This window comes from Butyricicoccus porcorum, assembly GCF_002157465.1.
GTDB classification, from domain to species: domain Bacteria; phylum Bacillota; class Clostridia; order Oscillospirales; family Butyricicoccaceae; genus Butyricicoccus_A; species Butyricicoccus_A porcorum.
Genome location: NZ_NHOC01000007.1, coordinates 115,762 through 135,433 on the forward strand (window position 1 = coordinate 115,762; position 19,672 = coordinate 135,433).

The following is a 19,672-nucleotide window of genomic DNA, read 5'->3' on the forward strand; positions in this document are numbered from 1 at the left end:
CCTGTAATTTGGGAACGAACTGCCATACATGGCAGTTCGTATAGAGTTTATAGTTTTTCTCAAAACATCTTCAACTCACGTGAAAGAGGAAACGCTCCTTTCGAACCCCGGCGCAGGATTCCGGGACGGCGGCTATTGGGAGGCCGCTGTCCCAATGGGATCTTTCACAGCAGGGAAGGGAAGAAGAAATGAGAAACAGTTAAAGCATCATTCCTTTACAAATAGAAAAAGCGGGTTTGAGTCCCGCATTGCGAATCAAAAGAAGAGAATAGAAAGAGAGGGTATAGAGATATGCTTTGGACACTGATTACCTTTATCGGCTTTACGATTCTGGTTGCGGTCATCTCGTATGTCAAGACGAAGGGTGACGACCAGACGACAGCCGACGGTTATTTCCTCGCAGGACGCGGCCTGCCGGGCTTCGTCATTGCAGGATCCCTGCTGCTGACCAACCTGTCCGCAGAACAGTTGGTCGGAACCAACGGACAGACCTGGGCAGTTGGCATGAGCCCGATGGCATTTGAGGTTCTGGCTGCTACTGCACTGATTGTACTGGCACTTTGGGCGGCACCACGCTATCTGAAGAGCGGTATTACCACCATTCCACAGCTGATCGGCCTGCGCTTCGACCGCAGCACCAAGCTCTGGTTCTGCATCGCATACATCATCCTGTACCTGGTTGTACAGATTCCGGTTATCCTGTATTCCGGTTCCCTGGTCTTTGAGAATATTTTCGGCGTTTCGCAGCTGCTGCACATCACCAAGTTCCAGTCCATCGTTGTTCTGTGTATCTTAATCAGCGTTGTCGGTTCGATTTATGCGATTTTCGGCGGCCTGAAGGCAGTTGCCGTTTCCGATACCGTCAACGGTATCGGCCTGCTGATCGGCGGCCTGATGATTCCGTTCTTTGCACTGCATGTGCTGGGCAATGCCACCGGTTCGGAAGGCCTTGCCATTGTCGATGGCTTCAAATATCTGGTTCAGAACTATCCGGAGAAGCTGAATTCCATCGCCCCGGCTGATTCCCTGCCGCCGGCAGTTCCGTGGCCGACCGTATTCACCGGCCTTGTATTTCTTGGCCTCCAGTCCTGGTGCACGCACCAGTCGTTCATTCAGCGCGTACTCGCTGCTGAAAATCTGAAGGAAGCACAGAAGGGCGCACTGTACTGTGCATTCCTGAAAATCCTGGGCTTTATGTTCCTCGCACTGCCGGGTGTCATTGCATACGCGCTGTTCGAGGTACAGGGCAATCAGGTTACCATGATGGATGACGCATATCCGCAGCTGGTTACGCAGGTCATCCCGGCGCCGCTGATGGGCTTCTTTGCAGCCGTTATGTTCGGCGCGATTCTGTCCTCGTTTAATTCCGTTCTGAACTCGGTTAACACCATGTTCACGATGGATATCTATAAGGAATTTATCAACACAAACGCTTCGGAAGAAAAGCTGGTCAAGGTTGGCAAGAATGTCGGCATCGTCTTTGCGGTTGCTACCACCATTGTCGGCCCGATGGTTTACTTCTTCCCGGCAGGTCTGAAGACCTTCCTCGATTCGTTTGTCATGCTGATCGGCCTTCCGGTTCTGTCGGCAGTATTCGGCGGTTTCTTCTTCAAGTATCTGCCGAAATATGTGGCGAAGGTTATCATGGTATTCCACATTGCCGTTTATGGCATTTTCATGATTACAATGAGCAGCGATCTGCATTATCTGTATGCAGTTGCCGTTCTGTGGCCGATTGAGCTGATTATGATGGCAATCATGAACAGCCGCAACAAGGCAAAGAATCCGCAGCTGAAGGCCTAGGAGCAGGAGGATGTCAAGGCAGTTGACCTGACACCGTGGAAGTACCGCAAGATTGTCAGCGTAATTGTTCTGATCTGCGTCATTGCGGTTTACATCGCATTCTCCCCGCTCGGAATTGGCGCATAAAACAGCTATCTACTTTTTGCACTTTTGTGTTTTCTCTCAACTTGTCGGAAACAGAGCCTTATGCCATGGGGCTCTGTTTCCCATTTTACGGAAAAAAGAGAACAATAATCCCCTTCCGCACCGGATGCGAAAGGGGATATTTGCTGTTTGGACGAAAAAGCAGACATCAGTGAAAATCGGAGGAATCCGGGTTCCCGGCGGAAGGGGAAGCCATCTCCTGATATTGCTCGAAGGAATTGGTGTTGTTGCGATATGCCTTCGGCGTTGTACCTGTGATGCGCTTGAACAGGCGGCTGAAATAGTAGACATCCGGAATGCCGCATTTCAAGGCGACCGATTTGATGGGCATTTCCGTGCTGATAAGCAGCTTTTGAGCGTGTGAAATGCGCCGATGGTTGACAAAATCTGTCAGAGACATGCCCATTTCCTTTTTGAACAGTGTAGAAAGATAGCTCGCATTGACCGACAGACGCTCGGAAAGTGCCTTCAGACTGAGGTCGGCGCACAGCTCGGTGTCCACATAGGTGATAATTTTTTGTGTCAACAGGGAATAATCCTTCAGGTTGTGCTTGCGAACGAGCAGGCAATAGGAGCGGATCATCTTTGAGCGAAAGCTCCGGCACTGTTCGATGCTGGAAAGCTGCTCGATCAGCTGGATGTTTCGATTGGATACCGAATCGATGTGGATGGGATGCACGCCCGCCTGTTCTACTGTTTTTCGCAGCAGAGTGTTGAGCGTAATCATATAGTCCTTGCTGTCACGCAGTTCGTTGGCTAAGCGCTGGGGAATTACATGTGCGGTCCAGCGCGCACAGGATGCAAGAGCTTTGCTTTCATTTCCGTTGGCGACAGCATTGAGCGTCGCATTTTCCAGCTCATACCGCTCTTCAATCATCTGGATGCTCAGAAACGGCTTGTCCGGAACACGGTAATAGTACTCATAGCTTTGAAACAGCTCTTTCATGGAGCCGAAATCCGAATAAATCGCCTCATAGTTGTTTTCTCCAAACAACTGATTGCCGAGTATCGTAAATACACTCAGGTACAGGGTTTGCGCGGGGATGAATACCACGCGGTAATAGTAATCCCGAATCTGGTCGCGCAGTTCTTCCGGCACATTCAGCTTGTCGCAGATTTGTGTCAGTCGTGCGGCGCGGATCTCTTCGAACAGAACCGGACCGCACACAAGCATTTCATCGCTGTCCGGCAGCCGGATCAGTGTATAGTTGCACTGAAAGTCATCGGTGGTGTGATAGATTTTGTTCTTCTGGAGCGTAGCGAGCCAGTGGTTCAACTCATCCGTAGAGGAGGAAACATCTGAATGCAGAATGCTTTCACGAAGTCCCATGTCGAGCCATGTCAGGTTGTCACAAGGTGGTTGAATAAAACGAACCGGAATGTGGTTGATTTTTAAAAACTGGTATACAAAATCGATTGAAGTGTTTTTCATGCCCTATCCTCTCCCAAGCGGCGCAAAATCCTCTGACGTGCTGTCCTGACAATATCATACGGACTGTTTTTTGCCGATGGACTGCTTTTGGATTTCTTTGTACAAAATTTAGGTTGATTGTATTTCATCCAAAAAACAGACAAAAACAGCTGAAAATTCTGCATAGCAAATCGTCGAGATTGACAATATAATAACATTAACAAAAAACAGGAAAATGCAAATGAAATTGTGCAGAAAGTCAGTCATACTTCGTGCGTTTTACAGTTAAAATGTGTATTGATGAGTAAAAATTGTTAATTTATACAAAAAATATTGCCGGATTTAGAGTGATAACGCATAAAATGTTTTTAAAAAAACACAAATGTCAAGGAAGGTGATAAAAAATGTTAAAATATTCGATGTTGTATCCGGAAAATACATGTTCCAGACGTTCTGTCAACCTGAGTGGTATGTGGAGGTTCCAGACAGACCCACAGTCATGCGGCGTGGAGCAGGGCTGGAATGACGGCCTCCCGGCGCCCGACATGATTCCGGTACCGGCGAGCTTTGCAGATTTTTACACTGACAAAGAAACACGCGAATTTTGCGGTGATTTCTGGTATGAAACCGATGTCTTTGTGCCGGATGAATGGAAGGGCAGAGAGATCGATCTCCGTTTCGGCAGTGTAACTCACCGTGCGACGGTTTACTTTAACGGCGTTGAGATTGCGACGCATGAGGGCGGTTTTCTTCCATTCTGCGTTAGAATCACAGAGATCGCGCGTTATGGCGCAAACAACCGGCTTGTCGTTCTCGGCAACAATGAACTGAGCGAAACCACACTCCCGTGCGGTTCGGTTTCCACCCTGCCAAGTGGGCGCAAAATCGCAAAGCCGTATTTTGATTTTTATAATTACGCAGGCATTCACCGTCCGGTCTGGCTGATTGCGACACCGAAGGAATACATCTTTGATTTCTCCGTATCCCATGCCATCAGCGGCTCCGACGCAGTGGTCAGCTATCACACCGTCACGACGGGCGACAACGAGGTTACAATCGAAGTAAAGGACGAGGCGGGAAACACCGTTGCTATGGCAAAAGGCAAGGACGGGGAGATCGATATCCCGAATGTCCACCTGTGGAAGGTGCGCGATGCGTATCTGTATCAGTTTATCATCCGCATTGTCGACGGAGAAACCGTTGTCGATGAATATACCGAGCATATTGGTATCCGGACTGTTGTAATTCAGAACAATAATATTCTCATCAATGGCGAGCCGGTGTATCTGAAGGGCTTTGGCAAGCATGAGGACAGCGACATCGTTGGCCGCGGCTTCAACATGGGCGTGATGAAACGGGATTTCGAGCTCATGAAATGGATCGGTGCCAATTGTTTCCGCACCAGCCATTATCCGTACAGCGAGGAAATCTATCAGTTGGCAGACCGCGAGGGCTTCCTGGTGATCGACGAGGTTCCGGCAGTCGGCATGTTCCCGAGCCTGATGAACTTCACCGATGCGTCCAGCGGCAAACAGACTGCATTCTTTGCGCAGGAGACCGCACCGGAGCTGCAAAAAAATCATCTGCTTCAGGTAGAGGAAATGATTGCCCGCGACAAAAATCATGCCTGTGTATTCGCATGGAGCCTGCTCAATGAGCCGGACACGCTGGACGAATCATCTACCGTTTATTTTGAGAAAATTTTTGACCGCTGCCGTGAGCTTGATCCGCAGAAACGTCCAAGAACCTTCGCATTGCTGATGAATAGCACGCCGGATAAATGCAAATGCTGGCAGTTATCAGACTTTATTTCGCTCAACCGCTATTTTGGTTGGTATGTTCTGGGCGGCGCGGATATTGAGAGCGCGGAGATCGCATTCCGCAAGGAAATGGATGCATGGGCACAACTGGTCGGGGATCGCCCGATGATTTTCACCGAATATGGCGGCGATACCAATGGCCAGATGGACAAGCTCCCGAGCGTCATGTGGAGCCAGGAATACCAGATCGAGTGTCTGGATATGTGCCACCGTGTCTTTGACAGCTATCCGTTTGTCAAGGGCGAGCTGGTCTGGAACTTTGCAGATTTCCAGACGACAGAGGGTATTATGCGCATGGACGGCAACAAAAAGGGCATTTTTACCCGTCAGCGCCAGCCCAAGCGTGCGGCATTCACTTTCAAGCAGCGTTGGGAGAGCTTGCCGCTCGATTACAAGGCAAAGTGAAACACAGCATGGCTTTCATGCTGACAAACATACAGTAAGGAGATTAGGAGGAAAACTATGCGCAACATTATCAACATCAATGACGGCTGGCAGTTTATCCAGAAGGACGTTGGCCTTCCGGCATCCATGCCGACCGACTGGCAGTGCATTGATCTGCCGCATACGTGGAATGCTGTTGATGGGCATGACGGAAATGGCAGCTATGATCGCGGCACCTATTGGTATGCCAGAACCTTCGCAACCCCGAAGCAGCCGCTGGCAGGCGGTCGCGTATACGTGGAAATTCTGGCGGCAGGCCAGCAGGCTTCCGTATATGTCAACGGCGAGAAGGTTACCTATCATGAAGGCGGTTATTCCATCTTCCGTGCAGATGTCACTGACCTGTGCAAAAACGGCGAAGATAACCTGCTGGTTGTCGAGTGCAGCAATGTAAACAAGAGCAGCGTATATCCGCAGTCAGCTGACTTCACCTTCTACGGTGGCCTGTACCGCGGCGTCAACATCATCAGCGTACCGGAAACTCATTTCGATCTGGATTTTTGCGGCAGCAACGGTCTGCGCGTCACTCCGAAGCCGTGTGACTGTGGCGGTGCCTGCTTCGAGGTGAATTCCTGGGTCAAGAATGCAGATGAAAACTTCACCGTTCTGTACACCATCACCGATGCAGACGGCAAGGAAGTGGGTTCCGCATCCCGCCCGGCAGACGCTACAAAGACGACAATTTATGTACCGGATGCGAAGCTGTGGGAGATTGACAGTCCGTATCTGTATACAGTGACCGCAACCCTCCAGCGCCGCAATGAGGCATATGATGAGGTATCTGCTAAGGTCGGCGTCCGCAGCTTCTCCTGCGATCCGGACAAGGGCTTCATCATCAACGGCAAGGCAACTCCGCTGCGCGGTGTCAGCCGCCATCAGGATCAGCTCTACAAGGGCAATGCCCTGACCCGCGAGGATCATTTTAAGGACGCGGAAATCATCAAGGAACTGGGTGCAAACACCATCCGTCTGGCACATTATCAGCATTCCCAGGATTTCTATGATGCATGCGATGAGCTGGGCTTCATCATCTGGGCAGAGATTCCGTTTATCAGCGTGATGAACAACGATCCGCAGGCACATCAGAACTGCATCAGCCAGATGAAAGAACTGATTGCACAGAACTACAACCATCCGTCCATCTGTTTCTGGGGTGTTTCCAATGAAATCCTCATCGGCGGCATTTCCGAGCAGCTGGTTGAAAACCACAAGGAGCTGAACGCACTGTGCAAGGAGATGGATCCGACTCGTCTGACCACCATTGCGCACGTTTCCATGACGCCGGTTGACAGCCCGATGCACGGCATCACCGATGTCGAGAGCTACAACCATTACTTCGGCTGGTATGGCGGAAAGATGGAGGACAACGGCCCGTGGTTCGATGACTTCCATAAAAAGCATCCGGAAATTTGCATCGGCGTTTCCGAGTACGGCTGTGAGGGCATTATCACCTACCATAGCTCCAACCCGATGTGCAAGGATTATTCCGAAGAGTATCAGGCTCTGTACCATGAGCATATGGCAAAGGTGCTGGACGAGCGTCCGTATATCTGGTCGAGCCATGTCTGGAATATGTTCGACTTCGGCTGCGCAGCACGCGACGAAGGCGGCGTGGCAGGCAGAAACAACAAGGGCCTCGTCACAATGGATCGAAAGACCAAAAAGGACAGCTACTATATCTACAAAGCATACTGGAACAGCGAGCCGATGGTTCACCTGTGCGGCAGACGCTATGCACAGCGTGCAGGCGAGACCACCCAGATTCGTGTTTACTCCAACCAGTCCCCGGTTTCGCTGTATGTCAACGGCAAGCTGATCGATGTCAAGGCAGCTGACAAGGTATTTGTATTTGACGGCGTTGCACTGGATGACGGCATGAACATCATTGTCGCTGAGGCATGCGGCGTAAAGGACACCATGACGCTCGAGAAGGTCGAGACCGAACCGTCTATCTACGTTCTGCCGGAGTTCAACGAGAGACAGGAAGGCGTTGCCAACTGGTTCAAGCTGGCAGGCGACCTCGACCTCAAGGCTCCGATGGAATTCCCGGAGGGCAAGTACAACGTTAAGTACACGATGGAAGAGCTTGCAGAGAGCGAAGAGGCACTGGCAGTTGTCGCTGAAGCGGTTAAGCTGGCAACCAACTTCAATCTTGTACCGGGCGAAGGCATGTGGGATATGATGAAGGCCATGTCGCCTGAGCGCATGATGGCGATGGCGGGCAATACCCTGCCGGAGGGCTTCCTCGAGAGCCTCAACGCCAAGCTGATTCAGATCTCTAAGGCATAACAGTGCCTTAGAGATAGAGAGAATTGATTTGAAAGAAAGAGAGGGAAAAATAATGGCAGCTAATTCTACATCTGTGCGGCCGTTTGGCATGAAGGATAAGATAGGCTACATGTTTGGTGACTTCGGCAATGACTTCACCTTCATCCTGTCCTCCAGCTTTATGCTGAAGTTTTATACCGACGTAATGGGAATCGGTGCAGGCGTAGTCGGATTGCTGATGATGGCAGCCCGCTTCGTCGATGCGGTAACTGACGTTACGATGGGTCAGATCGTTGACCGTTCCAAGCCGACCAAGGACGGCAAGTTCCGCCCGTGGATCAAGCGCATGTGCGGCCCGGTTGCAATCGCTTCATTCCTGATTTATCAGTCAGAATTCGCAGGCATGTCCTACGGATTCAAGGTATTCTGGATGGTTGTCACCTACATCCTGTGGGGTTCCATCTTCTATACCTCCATCAACATTCCGTACGGTTCGATGGCATCGGCAATTTCTTCCGATCCGACTGACCGTGCACAGCTTTCTACCTGGAGAACAGTCGGCTCTACACTGGCAAGCTTGGTTATCGGCGTTGGTACGCCGCTGGTTGCGTATGAAACCGTACAGGGCAACACCGTTCTTTCCGGTTCCCGCATGACCATCATTGCAGGCGTATTCAGCATTTGCGCCATCATCTGCTATCTGCTTTGCTTCAACCTGGTTCGCGAGCGCGTTGAGGTTCCTGCAAATACCGAAAAGCTCGATGTGGTAAAAATGCTCAAGAGCATTTTCACAAATCGCGCACTGCTGGGCATCATTGCAGCTGCAATCCTGCTGCTGCTGGCTATGCTTGGTATGCAGGGCATGTCTGCATATGTCTTCCCGAACTATTATGGCAGTGCAGCAGCACAGTCTGCGGCTTCGTTTGCAGGTTCGATTGCTATGCTGGTTATCTGTGCGCCATTTGCTACCAAGCTGTCGGCGAAGTTTGGCAAAAAAGAGCTGGCTACCGTTTCCTGCCTGTTTGGCGCAGCAGTATACGTTGTCTGCCTGATTCTGCGTCCATCCAATCCATATGTGTACGTTGCGTTCTACACGCTGGCATTTATCGGCCTCGGCTTCTTCAACACGATTATCTGGGCCATGATTACCGACGTTATCGACGATGCGGAAATCAAGAACGGCATCCGTGAGGATGGCACGATCTATTCCGTTTACTCGTTTGCACGTAAGCTGGGTCAGGCGTTCTCCTCTGGCCTGGTAGGCGGTATTCTGGGCATGATCGGTTACACCCCGGAAACTGCATTTGATCCGGCTGTTACGTCCAAGATTTTTGATATGTCCTGCATCATTCCGGCTGTCGGCCTGTTTGCCGTTGCATTGGCACTGCTGTTCATCTACCCGCTGAGCAAGAACAAGGTAGAAGCGAACGTAGCAGAACTGGCACGCCGCCGCGGTGAAGGCTAAAATCCATCCTCCAACCACATAACTCTCCAACTGACCGGAAGGGAGAGGGCTTTCAGGGAGCCCTCTCCCACCCGGGAGGGAAGAAAGGCAGGATTGCTATGGCGAATCAGCTCGAACGTTTTGTAAAACGGAAAAATTACCTGGTTTTTGTCGACAGTGACGGATGCGCCATGGATACCATGGAGAGAAAACATACACAGTGCTTCGGCCCCGGCCTTGTGGCGGAATGGGGACTGGAGCCGGCGCGCGGCCTGGTTCTGTCGCGCTGGAATGAAATCAATTTGTATTCGATGACACGCGGAATCAACCGCTTTGAAGGTCTGGCATTGATCCTGAAAGAGATCAGTGATGCAGGCGGTGATATTCCAGGGCTGGACGATCTGCTGCGGTGGACATCCGCCGGCGGAGTGCTCAATCATCGCACACTTCGGGCGGAGATTGAACAAACCGACAGCATTTGTCTGAAAAAGGCACTGCTTTGGAGCAGGGAGGTCAATCGTCAGGTTGCCCTGCTGCCAAAGGAAGACCGACGCCCGTTTGAGGGTGTACAGCGTGCACTGGCACGGGCGCACCGCTATGCGGATGTTGCCGTCATTTCCAATGCACCGCTGGAAACCGTATTGGAAGAATGGGACATGTATGGGCTGCTGGAACACACAGATATTGTTCTGGCAGAGGATTGCGGAAGCAAGGAACGCTGTATTGCGGGGCTGCTCGAAATGGGCTATTCCCGCGACCATGTGCTCGCCTGCGGCGATGCCTGCGATGACCTGCGTGCGGCAGAGCGGAGCGGTGTGTTCTTTTATCCCATTCTGGTAAAGCATGAAAATGAGAGCTGGGCGGAGTTTGCATCCGACGGCCTGAACTGCCTGCGCACCGGAACCTATGCCGGTGCCTATCAGCAGGAGAAAATAGAACAATTTTTAGCGAATCTTTCCAAATGAGTTGTTATTGGGAACGAGAAAAAATTTACAGAGAAACTCATATTGTTTACTATAAATGATAGGGTTTAGTATGAGATTTATAACAGTGAGCAGTAAGGAGGATTTTTTATGCAGATGACATTCCGTTGGTACGGCGAGGGCAATGACAGCATCACGCCGGAAATGATTAAGCAGATCCCGGGCGTCACCGGACTGGTCTGGGCACTGCATGACAAGCAGGCAGGCGAGGTCTGGACGGTCGAGGAGATCGAAGAGGCTCGCAAGCAGATTGAGGGCGCAGGCTTCAATATGGATGTCGTAGAGAGCGTCAATGTGCACGACGACATTAAGATTGGCCTTCCGACCCGTGACAAGTATATCGAAAACTACAAGACGACACTGAAAAATCTGGCGCAGTTCGGTGTCAAGGTTGTTACCTACAACTTTATGCCGATCTTCGACTGGACGCGTACCGACCTGTTCCATCCGATGGGAGACGGCGCAACCGCACTGTACTACGAAAAGTCCAAAATTCAGCAGGATTACAAGGAAATGGCAGATTACATCCTCGGCAACCTGCATGGCATGACGTTCCCAGGCTGGGAGCCGGAGCGCATGGCGAAGCTGGACGAGTTGTTTGAGGCGTATAAGCCCGTTACCAAGGAAAAGCTGTGGGAGAACCTGAAGTATTTCCTCGAAGCCATTATGCCGACCTGCCATGAGACTGGCATCAAAATGGCGATTCATCAGGACGATCCCCCCTGGGATATCTTTGGTCTGCCGCGCCTGCTGGTTGACAAGGAATCCATTGGACGCTTCCTGAACATGGTGGACGATGACCACAACTGCCTGTGCCTGTGCTCCGGTTCGCTGGGCGCAAACCCGAAGAACAATGTCGCAGATATCGTCCGCACCTATTGCGACCGCATTGCGTTCGCACATGTGCGCAATGTCAAGCATTTTGACAACGGCGACTTCACCGAAGCCTCTCATCGTGACTGCGATGGCGATGTCGGCATTCTTGACATCATGAAGGCGTACCACGACTGCGGCTATCAGGGCTACATGCGTCCGGATCATGGACGTCATATCTGGGGCGAGGAATGCAGACCGGGTTATGGCCTGTATGACCGCGCACTCGGCATTATGTACCTCTGGGGCTGCTGGGATATGCTCGACAAGACTGAGGGCAAAGTATAAGCAACAGGAGGCGCAGGTATGAAACCGTTTCTGGATCAGGATTTTCTGCTTTCCACTGAGACAGCAAAAAAGCTGTACCATGAAGTAGCGGAGCAGATGCCGATTATCGACTATCACTGCCATATCAATCCGCAGGAAATTGCTGAGGATCGGAAATTTGATAACATTTCTCAGGTCTGGCTCGGCGGCGACCACTATAAATGGCGCGTGATGCGTGCAGCCGGAACGACCGAAGACAAGGTCACCGGTGACGCAGATGACCGCGAAAAATTCCGTGCTTTTGCGGCGACTATGCCCCAACTGATTGGCAATCCGCTGTATCACTGGAGCCATCTTGAGTTGCAGCGCGGCTTTGGTATCACAGAGCCGCTGACGCCGGATAATGCGGACGAAATCTATGACAAATGCAATGAAATCCTGAAGGGATATTCCGCACGCAGCCTCATGGAGAAGTTCAATGTCAAGGCGATTTGCACGACCGATGATCCGGTGGACGACCTGCACTGGCATGAGCTGATTGCCGCAGACGAGTCATTTTCGATCAAAGTGCTGCCGGCATTCCGTCCGGATAAGGCGGTCAATATCGAAAAACCTGGGTTTGATGCGTATATCCGGAAGCTGTCCGGCGTTGTCGGACGCGAGCTCACAAGCGCGGAGGATGTCGCGGCGGCGCTGTGTGAGCGCATTGCGTATTTCGGTGCAAAGGGCTGTCTGTGTGCAGACCATGGCCTGGATTACTGCATGTATGCCGCACCGGATTCCGCGGCAGCCAATGAGGCATTTGCTCTTGCGATGGCTGGAAAGAAGCCGGATCAGGCGCTGGCGGATGCATATAAGACGCTGGTTACCATTGCATGTGCAAAGAAATACACGGAGCTGAACTGGGTCATGCAGATTCACTTCGGCTGTCTGCGCGATAACAACAAACCGCAGTTTGCAAAGCTCGGCCCGGACACCGGCTATGACGCCGTCAACAGCCAGTCCGGTGTGGAAAATGTCGCACCGCTGCTCAATGCCTTTGCGGAAAACGACGGTCTGCCCAAGATCATCCTGTATTCGCTCAATCCGGTAGATAATACCGCGATTGCAACGATTATGGCATGTTTTCAGGGCGGCGGCGTTGCAGGCAAGATGCAGCAGGGAAGCGCGTGGTGGTTCAACGACAACCGCCCGGGTATGCGCCAGCAGCTGATTGACCTCGCGTCGAACGGCGTGTTGGGACGCTTTGTCGGCATGCTGACCGATTCGCGTTCGTTCCTGAGCTATACGCGGCATGAATATTTCCGCCGTGTCCTGTGTGAACTGATCGGCGAATGGGTCGAGAGTGGACAGTATCCGGCTGACGAAACGCAGCTCAGAAAACTGGTGGAAGACCTGTGCTATCACAATACCAATGAATTTTTCCGCTTTGGCGTGTGAATTTTTAAAGAGAAAGAGATGGGAAAATTATGAAGCTTTCGTTACAATCCATTCAGAATAAGGACGCATGGAAGGGCTACCACCTTCCGAGCTTTGACCCGGCGGAGATCGCTGCCAATACGGCGAAAAAGCCGCAGTGGATGCATTTCGGTTCGGGCAACATCTTCCGCATTTTCCCGGCGGCACTGTGCCAGCGCCTGATCGAACAGGGCAAGATGGACACCGGCATCATCTGCTGCGAGAGCTATGACGACGAAGTGATTACCAAATGCTTCCGTCCGTATGATAACCTGACCATTGCTGTTACGCTGAACGCAGACGGCAAACTGGACAAGGAGGTTATCGGTTCGATGGCGGACAGCCTGACCATGCTGTATGACGGCGATAAAATTGCCGAAATCTTCAAGCAGCCGTCGCTCCAGATGGTTTCGTTCACCATCACGGAGAAGGGCTACAGCCTGCGCAATGCAAAGCATGAGCTGGTTCCGGCTGTTGTCGAGGATATGGCAAACGGCCCGGAGGGCTGCAAATCGTTCATGGCACAGCTGGCTGCCATGTGTCTCGGCAGAAAGCATGCCTGCGGCGCGCCGCTCGCACTGGTATCTATGGACAACTGCTCGCACAATGGTGAGAAGCTCCAGATGGCAGTGATGGAAATCGCCAAGGCATGGCTGGATAACGGTAAGATTTCCGCAGAGGATTACGCATATCTCGAAAACGATATCGCATTCCCGTGGAGCATGATCGATAAGATCACCCCGCGCCCGCATCCAGTTGTTGAAAAGCAGCTGATTGAAGACGGTCTGGAGGATATCAGCCCGTTTACGACGGCAAAGCATACCTATACCGCACCGTTTGTCAATGCAGAAAAGACGCAGTATCTGGTTATCGAGGATCAGTTCCCGAACGGCAGACCGCCGCTGGAGGACGCTGGTGTCATCATCACTTCCCGTGACACCGTCAACAAGGTCGAAAAGATGAAGGTCTGCACTTGCCTGAACCCGCTGCACACCTGCCTCGCTGTTTACGGCTGCATTCTGGGCTATACCTCTATCGCAGAGGAAATGAAGGACCCGGAGCTGAGTGCATTTATCGATAAGATGAGCCATGTCGAAGGCATGCCGTTTGTCGTTGATCCAGGCGTCATCGAGCCGAAGAAGTTCCTCGAAGAGGTACTGACTGCACGTTTCCCGAATCCGTTCATGCCGGACACCCCGCAGCGCATCGCAACGGATACGTCGCAGAAACTGTCCATCCGCTTCGGCGAAACCATCAAGGCATATATCGCATCGCCTGACCGCGAAGCTTCCGAGCTGAACCTCATTCCGCTGGTACTGGCTGGCTGGCTGCGTTACCTCATCGGCGTGGACGACGAGGGCAAGCCGTTTGACATCAGCCCTGACCCGTTGCTTCCGGCTATGCAGGAGAAGCTCACCGGCATCACGCTGGGCGGCGAGATCGACGCAGAGCAGCTGCGTCCAATTCTGTCCGACGCATCTATTTTTGCAGTTGATCTGTACGAATGCGGTCTGGCAGAGAAGGTCATCGGCTACTTCCAGGAACTGATGGCGGGCCCGGGCGCAGTCCGTGCAACGCTGAAGAAGTATGTCCACTGACGGCAGGAGGATGCAACTATGAATGCACTGAATCAGGCAATTTCCGACATCGGCGTAGTCCCTGTTATTAAGTTAAACAACCCGGAGCGCGATGCCGCTCCGCTGGCAAAGGCACTGTGCGAAGGCGGCGTTCCGGTCGCTGAAGTCACCTTCCGTGCAGCAGGCGCACCGCTCGCCATCAAGGCAATGAAGGAGACCTGCCCGGACATGATCGTCGGCGCAGGTACCGTGACTACCACCGCACAGATCGACGAAGCGATTGCTGCGGGCGCACAGGTTATCGTAACCCCGGGCTTTGATCCGGAGCTGGTTGCATATGCACAGAGCAAGGACATCGCCATTTATCCGGGCTGCACCACCCCGACCGATTACCATGCGGCTCTGAAGTTTGGTCTGGAAGTCCTGAAGTTCTTCCCGGCTGAGCAGTCCGGCGGCCTCGCTAAGATCAAGGCAATGAGCGCACCGTTCCCGCAGTTCAAGGTTATGCCGACCGGCGGCGTATCCCTCAAGAACCTGAAGGACTATTTGTCCAGCCCGGTAATTGCAGCATGCGGCGGCTCCTACATGGTAACTGCTGATCTAATCGATAACCATAAGTGGGATGAAATCACCGACCTGTGCAAAAAGTCCCGTGAAATCGTAAAGGAGGCGCGCAATGGCTAAAGTAATTACCTTCGGCGAAATTATGCTTCGCCTTGCTCCGAACGGTTACTACCGTTTTTTCCAGAATGACCAGATGCAGGCAACCTTTGGCGGCGGCGAAGCCAATGTCGCCGTTTCGCTGGCAAACTATGGCATTGATACGGCATTTGTCACCAAGCTGCCGGAGCATGCCATCGGACAGGCAGCTGTCAACAGCCTGCGCCATTACGGTGTAGATACCTCTATGATCGTCCGCGGCGGCGACCGTGTCGGCATCTACTATCTGGAAAAGGGTGCATCCCAGCGCGGCTCGGTATGCATCTATGATCGTGCCCACTCTTCTATTCAGGAATCCTCTGCGTCCGAGTATGACTGGAACGCAATTTTCGAGGGCGCAGAGTGGTTCCATTTTACCGGAATTACCCCGGCACTCGGCCCGAATGTCGTTGAAATCTGCCGCGAGGCATGCAAGGCGGCAAAGGCACACGGCGTCAAGATCTCCTGCGATCTGAACTACCGCGGTAAGCTGTGGACGCGTGAAGAAGCGCGCGCAGCAATGACCGATCTGTGCCAGTATGTCGACGTCTGCATCTCCAACGAAGAGGATGCAAAGGATGTCTTCGGCATCGAAGCAGAGAACACAGATATTTACGGCGGTAAGCTGAACAAGGAAGGCTACAAGTCGGTAGCCAAGCAGCTGGCTGACAAGTTTGGCTTCGAGAAGGTTGCCATCACCCTGCGCACCTCGATTTCCGCAAGTGACAACGACTGGGCAGCAATGCTGTACGACGGTGAGAACTACTGTTTCTCCAAGGAGTATCACCTGCACATCACCGACCGCGTCGGCGGCGGCGACAGCTTTGGCGGCGGCCTGATTTACTCCCTGCTGACCGGCAAGTCCACGCAGGATGCGGTTGAGTTTGCTGTTGCGGCATCCGCACTCAAGCACTCCATCGAAGGCGACTACAACCTGGTTACGGTTTCTGAGGTTGAAAAGCTCGCCGGCGGCGACGGTTCCGGCCGTGTTCAGAGATAATCTACCAATCCCCTTACTTTCCCTATGAAGTGCAGGACAGCATTTCCTGAGAGGGAAGCTGTCCTGCATAAAATCCTTTCCTTATTTTGATATCTGATTTCTCATTTGATAGCATCCAGTAATACACCTTTCCTGCTTGAGCCCGTCCGCCTTTTTTGGCGGACGGGCTCAAAACTTTGTATCGAAATACTCACAGGATAGAATACAGGAGGATTTTTTCCGTGTTTTCCTCGTCGTATTCAATTTCTTCGGAATAGCGCCTGCACAGATCAATTTGTCGGGCATGCGTCAGGCATCCCTCTGTCAGCCATGTCTGTATGTCCAGCAACTGGATCATGCAGGTGCTGATGAGCGCAAAATTGACACGCCCACACAGCATGCCATCCCAGCGAGCTCCCATAAAATGGCGATACAGGAAGTAGAGAAGCAGCTGTTCATATTCATACAGATTATCCTGATAACAGGAAAGAAACGCCTGTCTGTGGCGCAGGAGTTCAGGCAGCTGTGCTTTTGTCTCGAAGAGCAGGTCACGCCATGCAGGTTCATTGATTTCCAGCGTGAGAAAGAAATCGAGCAGACGGGTGAGCGATCCCAGCTGCCAGAATGCATCCGTCCAATTGGGGACGTATGCAGCTTCGACGGCAGAAAACATCCATGTATCACAGGTTTTCTGCATGTTGACGGCAGTGATGTACAGCCGGTTCATGCGTTCCTCCAGCGGCAGATATGGTTCTGCTTTGACGATGTGAAACAGCTCGTCCCGCATGCGGAACAGCTCATGCTCTGCGGCGCGCTCGTCTTCTGAAAGCGCTTCTGGTTCAAAGTCGTCATCGGGGACGGCTTCCAGCGCGGGAACACTGGTATTTTGCAGAATCAGCTCAGCGGCAGCCTCACAGCACAATCCGACACCGGCTTCTGTCCCATCGGAAAACCAATCGTAATAGCGCGGATGCTCGGTGCAGATCTGACAGAGGTGTTCTGCACCTAGCTCGGTATAAATATCGCACAGGTTGTGCTTACCCAGAAACGGGCAGCGTCCCTGTGTATCGAGCATAAAATGTGCGGTTTCGCCCGGCTCAGCGGGCAGTGCGATATGTGCCCGCAGGCGGTCACCACATGCACCATCGACCTGCTGGTAATAGGTGAGCGTTTCGTCGTCGATGTCGATTTCCCAGCCCGCAAGACAGCAGTTGTGCGTACAGGCGGATGCCGTACAGCGGAATTTTGGATAATAAGACGGGTATCTCAGATAACCCATGCAGCATTCCTCCCAGATGGAAAATGTCGTTCCCATTATAGCAAACGGAGCGCGGAAAGTACACAGCCGCGTTCTAAATGCAATGGTTCCGGCAAAACAAAAAGAAGAGGCTTTCGATCAGTTGACCAAAAGCCTCTCCCTTTTTAGGAAAGCAAAATTTTAGGAAATAATCAGTTGTTAATCAGCTTGTCGCTCTCGTTGTTCCAGCTGTACAGCTTGCGGATCTCCTCGCCGACCTTCTCGGACGGATGCTCAGCATGCAGCTTTCTCATCGCCTTGAAGTGAACCTGCTTGCCGGCATCAGCCATGTCGAGCAGGAAGTCCTTTGCGAAGGTGCCGTCCTGAATGTCAGCCAGAACCTTCTTCATTGCCTTCTTGGTGTCCTCAGTGATGATCTTCGGACCAGTGATGTAGTCGCCGTATTCAGCGGTGTTGGAGATGGAGTATCTCATGCCTGCGAAGCCGCTCTGGTAAATCAGGTCGACAATCAGCTTCATCTCATGGATGCATTCAAAGTATGCATTTCTCGGATCATAGCCAGCTTCGCACAGAGTCTCGAAGCCTGCCTGCATCAGAGCGCAGACACCGCCGCACAGAACAGCCTGCTCGCCGAACAGGTCGGTCTCAGTCTCAACGCGGAACGTGGTTTCCAGAACGCCAGCGCGTGCGCCGCCGATAGCGGAAGCATAAGCCAGTGCAAGATCCAGAGCCTTGCCGGTAGCGTCCTGCTCAACAGCAACCAGGCACGGGGTGCCCTTGCCAGCGAGGTATTCACTTCTTACGGTGTGGCCCGGAGCCTTCGGCGCGATCATGGTGACATCGACATTCTTCGGCGGAACGATGCAGCCGTAATGGATGTTGAAACCATGTGCGAACATCAGCATGTTGCCCTCTTCCAGATTCGGGCGGATGCTTTCCTCGTACAGCTGAGCCTGTTTCTCATCGTTGATGAGGATCATGATGATGTCAGCCTTCTTGGCAGCCTCGGCAGCGGTATAAACCTCGAAGCCAGCCTTTTCAGCCTTAGCCCAGGAACGGGAGCCTTCGTAAAGGCCGATGATGACATTGCAGCCGGATTCCTTCAGGTTCAGTGCATGTGCATGACCCTGGGAGCCGTAGCCGATGATGGCAATGGTCTTGCCATCCAGCAGTGCAATATTACAATCTTCCTGATAGTAAATTCTTGCGTTTTCCATGGGTAATTACTCCTTTTCGCATCTATAGAATTGAAATCGAAAACAAAAACAGGTGCGGTCTATCGTCCGCTGTCCTCCATGTTTTTCTGAATCCAGCCAGTCGTGAATGTCCAAAACCGTTTTTCTGCCGCTGACATCTCCTGATTTTTGCGCCGCACGAGAAATACATTTCGCGTGAAGCTGTCGTCACAGAACGGGATGACGGCAACATTGTCATCTGCATACTGCTCAGCGAAGAAGTCCGCCGTGATACCGGCACACCAGTTTTGCCGCGCAGCTTCCACAATCAAAGAATCATCGCTGATTTCCAGCAGAATCTGCGGCGTCAGTCCACCGCGTGAGAATTTTGTCATATTGACCGGATAGAACGAATAATCCCGCCCCTTAATGGCGAGAGGGATGCCGTTCAGGTCGCGGTACTCGACGCAATCTCTGTCTGCCAGCGGATGTGCTTTGTTGACAACCAGACAGTATCTGTGGGAAAAACAGTATTCGATCTCATACTTGACAATGTCAATCGGTTCGGGGAGAAATGCAAAATCAATTTTCCCCTCATCCAGCATGTCGAAGATGGGATATTCCGGATATTCGACCAGATCAAGATGAATGCTTGGATTCTCACGGTAAAAATCCTGAATGAACGCGAGTGACAGGCGCTTCGGCACACCGTAGGTCGATGCGATATGCAGTGTGCAGGTTGAGTCACTGGTCTGCCCGCTGAACACAGCGCGCACACGCTCATATTCGTTCAGAATGATGTTAGCGCTGTAAGCCAGCTGATGTGCGTGCGGCGTCGGTGTCAGGCCGGAAGGGGAGCGGTCGAACAGTGTCTGTCCCAGTTCTTCCTCAAGCCGCTGAAGCCGTTTGCTCATCGACTGCGGAGAGATATACAGTTCATCCGCCGCCTTGTGGATGCTTCCCAGCTGGTATAGCTTTGTAAAACAAATCAGACTGTATGAATCCATTGAAGTCCTCCGTGCATTATCATGCTCAGACGGAACGCTGTGTCAAATTTCTGTTGCTACGC

14 protein-coding genes are annotated in these 19,672 nt (G+C 52.2%); 10 read left to right on the forward strand and 4 right to left on the reverse strand.

The annotated features are described in order from the left end of the window. Nucleotides 1-291 precede the first annotated feature (291 nt). Nucleotides 292-1,803, forward strand: a complete 1,512-nt coding sequence (locus CBW42_RS09120) for a solute:sodium symporter family transporter (protein ID WP_087020301.1) — start codon at nucleotides 292-294, stop codon at nucleotides 1,801-1,803. A gap of 292 nt (nucleotides 1,804-2,095) precedes the next feature. On the opposite strand, the gene CBW42_RS09125 is transcribed toward CBW42_RS09120, so the two are convergent. Then, entirely contained in the window at nucleotides 2,096-3,379 is a 1,284-nt protein-coding gene (locus tag CBW42_RS09125; protein WP_087020304.1) for a helix-turn-helix transcriptional regulator, read from the reverse strand. Nucleotides 3,380-3,762: 383 nt separating this feature from the next. Between CBW42_RS09125 and uidA the strand changes: the two genes are divergently transcribed. The 9 genes from uidA (at nucleotide 3,763) to CBW42_RS09170 (ending at nucleotide 16,191) form a co-directional block, all read left to right on the forward strand. Continuing rightward, nucleotides 3,763-5,583 (forward strand): beta-glucuronidase, encoded by a 1,821-nt coding sequence (gene uidA, locus CBW42_RS09130; protein ID WP_087020307.1) that lies wholly within the window; start codon nucleotides 3,763-3,765, stop codon nucleotides 5,581-5,583. Nucleotides 5,584-5,640: 57 nt separating this feature from the next. Continuing rightward, nucleotides 5,641-7,911, forward strand: coding sequence for a glycoside hydrolase family 2 protein (locus tag CBW42_RS09135; protein ID WP_087020310.1), 2,271 nt, complete (start codon nucleotides 5,641-5,643; stop codon nucleotides 7,909-7,911). 52 nt (nucleotides 7,912-7,963) lie between these two features. Continuing rightward, a complete protein-coding gene (locus tag CBW42_RS09140; RefSeq protein WP_087020313.1) occupies nucleotides 7,964-9,355 on the forward strand; it encodes an MFS transporter in 1,392 nt (463 codons plus the stop codon). 98 nt (nucleotides 9,356-9,453) lie between these two features. Then, nucleotides 9,454-10,299, forward strand: a complete 846-nt coding sequence (locus CBW42_RS09145; protein ID WP_087020316.1) for an HAD family hydrolase — start codon at nucleotides 9,454-9,456, stop codon at nucleotides 10,297-10,299. Between the two features lie 108 nt (nucleotides 10,300-10,407). Further along, nucleotides 10,408-11,478, forward strand: a complete 1,071-nt coding sequence (gene uxuA, locus CBW42_RS09150; RefSeq protein WP_087020319.1) for a mannonate dehydratase — start codon at nucleotides 10,408-10,410, stop codon at nucleotides 11,476-11,478. Nucleotides 11,479-11,496: 18 nt separating this feature from the next. Continuing rightward, nucleotides 11,497-12,897 carry a glucuronate isomerase gene (uxaC, locus tag CBW42_RS09155; RefSeq protein WP_087020322.1) on the forward strand — a complete coding sequence of 467 codons (1,401 nt, stop codon included), beginning with the start codon at nucleotides 11,497-11,499 and terminating at the stop codon, nucleotides 12,895-12,897. 29 nt (nucleotides 12,898-12,926) lie between these two features. Further along, a complete protein-coding gene (locus tag CBW42_RS09160; RefSeq protein ID WP_087020325.1) occupies nucleotides 12,927-14,513 on the forward strand; it encodes a mannitol dehydrogenase family protein in 1,587 nt (528 codons plus the stop codon). A gap of 18 nt (nucleotides 14,514-14,531) precedes the next feature. Beyond that, complete coding sequence (gene eda, locus CBW42_RS09165; protein WP_087020327.1) at nucleotides 14,532-15,176, forward strand: bifunctional 4-hydroxy-2-oxoglutarate aldolase/2-dehydro-3-deoxy-phosphogluconate aldolase; 645 nt, start codon at nucleotides 14,532-14,534, stop codon at nucleotides 15,174-15,176. Further along, the gene (locus CBW42_RS09170; RefSeq protein ID WP_087020330.1) at nucleotides 15,169-16,191 is read left to right on the forward strand and encodes a sugar kinase; all 1,023 of its coding nucleotides are present in this window, start codon (nucleotides 15,169-15,171) and stop codon (nucleotides 16,189-16,191) included. Before eda ends, CBW42_RS09170 begins: the two co-directional genes overlap by 8 nt. A gap of 190 nt (nucleotides 16,192-16,381) precedes the next feature. Here the strand turns inward: CBW42_RS09170 and fliB are convergent, their stop codons facing one another. The 3 genes from fliB to CBW42_RS09185 all read right to left on the reverse strand — a co-directional run bounded on the left by fliB (nucleotide 16,382) and on the right by CBW42_RS09185 (nucleotide 19,610). Then, the gene (fliB, locus tag CBW42_RS09175; protein WP_087020332.1) at nucleotides 16,382-17,449 is read right to left on the reverse strand and encodes a flagellin lysine-N-methylase; all 1,068 of its coding nucleotides are present in this window, start codon (nucleotides 17,447-17,449) and stop codon (nucleotides 16,382-16,384) included. Between the two features lie 170 nt (nucleotides 17,450-17,619). Further along, complete coding sequence (gene ilvC, locus CBW42_RS09180; protein ID WP_087020335.1) at nucleotides 17,620-18,645, reverse strand: ketol-acid reductoisomerase; 1,026 nt, start codon at nucleotides 18,643-18,645, stop codon at nucleotides 17,620-17,622. Nucleotides 18,646-18,704: 59 nt separating this feature from the next. After that, nucleotides 18,705-19,610: a LysR family transcriptional regulator gene (locus CBW42_RS09185; RefSeq protein WP_087020338.1), complete on the reverse strand. Its 906-nt coding sequence runs from the start codon at nucleotides 19,608-19,610 to the stop codon at nucleotides 18,705-18,707. Nucleotides 19,611-19,672 lie beyond the last annotated feature (62 nt).

Coding starts and splice junctions, on each gene's coding strand:
- fliB (WP_087020332.1), bottom strand. CDS start 17,449: ATGGGTTATCTGAGATACCCGTCTTATTATCCAAAATTCCGCTGTACG.
- CBW42_RS09160 (WP_087020325.1), top strand. CDS start 12,927: ATGAAGCTTTCGTTACAATCCATTCAGAATAAGGACGCATGGAAGGGC.
- uxuA (WP_087020319.1), top strand. CDS start 10,408: ATGCAGATGACATTCCGTTGGTACGGCGAGGGCAATGACAGCATCACG.
- uidA (WP_087020307.1), top strand. CDS start 3,763: ATGTTAAAATATTCGATGTTGTATCCGGAAAATACATGTTCCAGACGT.
- CBW42_RS09185 (WP_087020338.1), bottom strand. CDS start 19,610: ATGGATTCATACAGTCTGATTTGTTTTACAAAGCTATACCAGCTGGGA.
- eda (WP_087020327.1), top strand. CDS start 14,532: ATGAATGCACTGAATCAGGCAATTTCCGACATCGGCGTAGTCCCTGTT.
- CBW42_RS09170 (WP_087020330.1), top strand. CDS start 15,169: ATGGCTAAAGTAATTACCTTCGGCGAAATTATGCTTCGCCTTGCTCCG.
- ilvC (WP_087020335.1), bottom strand. CDS start 18,645: ATGGAAAACGCAAGAATTTACTATCAGGAAGATTGTAATATTGCACTG.
- CBW42_RS09140 (WP_087020313.1), top strand. CDS start 7,964: ATGGCAGCTAATTCTACATCTGTGCGGCCGTTTGGCATGAAGGATAAG.
- CBW42_RS09125 (WP_087020304.1), bottom strand. CDS start 3,379: ATGAAAAACACTTCAATCGATTTTGTATACCAGTTTTTAAAAATCAAC.
- uxaC (WP_087020322.1), top strand. CDS start 11,497: ATGAAACCGTTTCTGGATCAGGATTTTCTGCTTTCCACTGAGACAGCA.
- CBW42_RS09145 (WP_087020316.1), top strand. CDS start 9,454: ATGGCGAATCAGCTCGAACGTTTTGTAAAACGGAAAAATTACCTGGTT.
- CBW42_RS09120 (WP_087020301.1), top strand. CDS start 292: ATGCTTTGGACACTGATTACCTTTATCGGCTTTACGATTCTGGTTGCG.
- CBW42_RS09135 (WP_087020310.1), top strand. CDS start 5,641: ATGCGCAACATTATCAACATCAATGACGGCTGGCAGTTTATCCAGAAG.